The sequence below is a fragment of the uncultured Cyclobacterium sp. genome (genome assembly GCF_963976465.1).
Taxonomy (GTDB): Bacteria; Bacteroidota; Bacteroidia; order Cytophagales; family Cyclobacteriaceae; genus Cyclobacterium.
On the sequence record NZ_CAXBOC010000682.1, the window covers coordinates 1 to 2,156 of the forward strand.

Annotated in this window: 2 protein-coding genes and 1 pseudogene; 1 reads left to right on the forward strand and 2 read right to left on the reverse strand. The window is 40.3% G+C overall.

Features of this window, described 5'->3' with window-relative positions:
* Nucleotides 1-394, forward strand: a pseudogene (locus AAC037_RS23815) (4-(cytidine 5'-diphospho)-2-C-methyl-D-erythritol kinase); the annotation flags it as partial.
* Between the two features lie 61 nt (nt 395-455).
* Here the strand turns inward: AAC037_RS23815 and AAC037_RS23820 are convergent.
* Both AAC037_RS23820 and AAC037_RS23825 read right to left on the reverse strand, forming a co-directional pair.
* Complete coding sequence (locus tag AAC037_RS23820) at nt 456-1,361, reverse strand: EamA family transporter (protein ID WP_339906141.1); 906 nt, start codon at nt 1,359-1,361, stop codon at nt 456-458.
* Nucleotides 1,362-1,369: 8 nt separating this feature from the next.
* Nucleotides 1,370-2,156 (reverse strand): LptF/LptG family permease (locus AAC037_RS23825; protein ID WP_339906142.1); only part of this gene is annotated, 787 nt, incomplete at its 5' end.

Sequence of the window (2,156 nt, forward strand, 5' to 3'; positions counted from 1 at the left end):
AAACAATCCGCAAATGGCAGAAGGACGGGGTGAAAAACTAACTCCCTTCCCTATCGATCTTTCAGGGAACTGGCTATACTTGATTCACCCGGGCATCCATATCGGCACAAAAGAAGCATATGGAGGCATACAACCCAAGCTTAGTGAGAAGGATTTAAAAACCATTCTTTCGGATCAGTCATCATGGAAATCACAGCTGGTCAACGATTTTGAGAAAGGTGTTTTCGCCAACCACCCCGAAATTGCTACCATCAAAGAAAAACTATATGCTGCTGGTGCATGGTATGCGGCTATGTCCGGTTCCGGCTCTGCAGTTTTTGGATTATTCAAAGACCGACCGGAAGCCATTGATTTTCCGGAAAATTATTTCGTATTCACTGAAAAATTACCTTAAAAAAATGAACGATTTCCAATTGTAAAGCCTGATTCAAAACTTATTAGCCTGCATTTTACGCTCAGTGGATTTTTCTTGGGGTGCTGCCTAACCTTCTTTTATGGACATAGCGAATCAACGGGTAGATGCAGACTGAGGCCAAAATTATCAGGGTTCCCAAGTAAAATTCAGGAGTCATTTTCTCTTTCTCTCCAAAAATAATAAAAGCCAATAGAATGCCATAAACAGGCTCCATATTTACTGTCAAATTCACTGCAAAGGCTGTCAAACGTTTCATCAAATTCACCGACAATGTAAATGCAATCACTGTACATACTTGAGACAAAACCAGTAGCCAAAACCAATCCAAACCTTTCGGAACCCAAGAAAAACCAGCTTCTGCAAACCAGTTGATATAAAATGGGATAAAGACAGTGGTAAGCACAAAGGCCCCTATCATTTCATAAAAGGTAATAATAAAGGGACTATGGCTTTTAGTTAGTCTCCCATTAATCACGGTAAAACAGGCACTTAATAATGCAGATACAACTGCCAAAAAAAGACCCAAAGAATAGCCCGATTCAAACTTAAAAATCACTATTAGACCTACAATCACGATCAAGCCAAGCAATACTTCATACCATTTTATCGCTTGTTTGTTCACAATAGGTTCAATAATGGCAGTCCACAAAGAGCAAGTGGCCATCCCTGCCAAACAAACAGAAGCTGTAGACACTTGCGCCGCCCAGAAAAACAAAATCCAATGTGCCCCAATTAGGCCTCCGGTTACCAGAAATTTAAGCAAAGCATTCCACCTTACCCTTATATTTCTCTTCTTAAACTTAAGTAAAAAATACAAGCCTGCACCGGCAAGCATGGTTCGGTAAAAAACGATCTCAACGGCAGGAAGACTTATCAGTAAACCCAAAATTGCTGTAAATCCCCATATTAGAACCACGAGATGAAGCCATAAGTAATCTTTTACCATAAGCTACCTTATCTAGGAACTGTTTTGTAAAGCACCAGACCGGTAATTCCAAAAACAATATTAGGCATCCACACGGCAAGGACAGGATAAGCCGTACCTGCTTCCGCAAATGTTCTTGAAAGCAAAAACAGTATGATATAAACGAAAGCTAGCATAAAGCCCAAGGCTATTTTAAATCCTGATCCGCCTCTGGTTTTTCGAGCGGAAACAATGACCCCAATAAAAGTCAATAGAATCGCAGCGAACGGTGACATGAAGCGTACATATTTTTCTATTTTGTAAAAGCTTACATTGTCCGCTCCTCTATCTTCAAGAATCAAAATTTGGTTGGAAAGATCAGGTAGGGTGAGGGTTTCATGATGATTGAGAGGAAGGTCAAAATCATCGGGAGTAATAGACAAGGTGGTATCCATGGCATCTCCGGTAGTCCAAGTCTCCCCCATTTCATTAAACTCTCTCAACCTCCAATTTCGTGCATTCCAGACATGTTTGGCTGTATCCCAAACAATCCTTTCTGCTGAAAATTTTGAGATTAGTTTTCCTTCCTTGATATTTTCCAAAGTAAAATCATGACCTTGATTTACAGAAGTAAAATACCTCCTCATATAGGCAAATAAATTCGGCGCGACCTTAATATGAATATTTTGCTGGTTGACATCTTGACCTTTGTCCAGGTATTCAACCCTAAATTTTGAAACCCCCTCAGTGGCAACCGGTAACACCCAGCCATTTAGAAAGAAACTTACTACGGCGATCAAGAAAGCGGAAAAAAGGAAGGGCAGAAGCATTCGTAAA

Coding starts and splice junctions, on each gene's coding strand:
- AAC037_RS23820 (WP_339906141.1), bottom strand. CDS start 1,361: ATGGTAAAAGATTACTTATGGCTTCATCTCGTGGTTCTAATATGGGGA.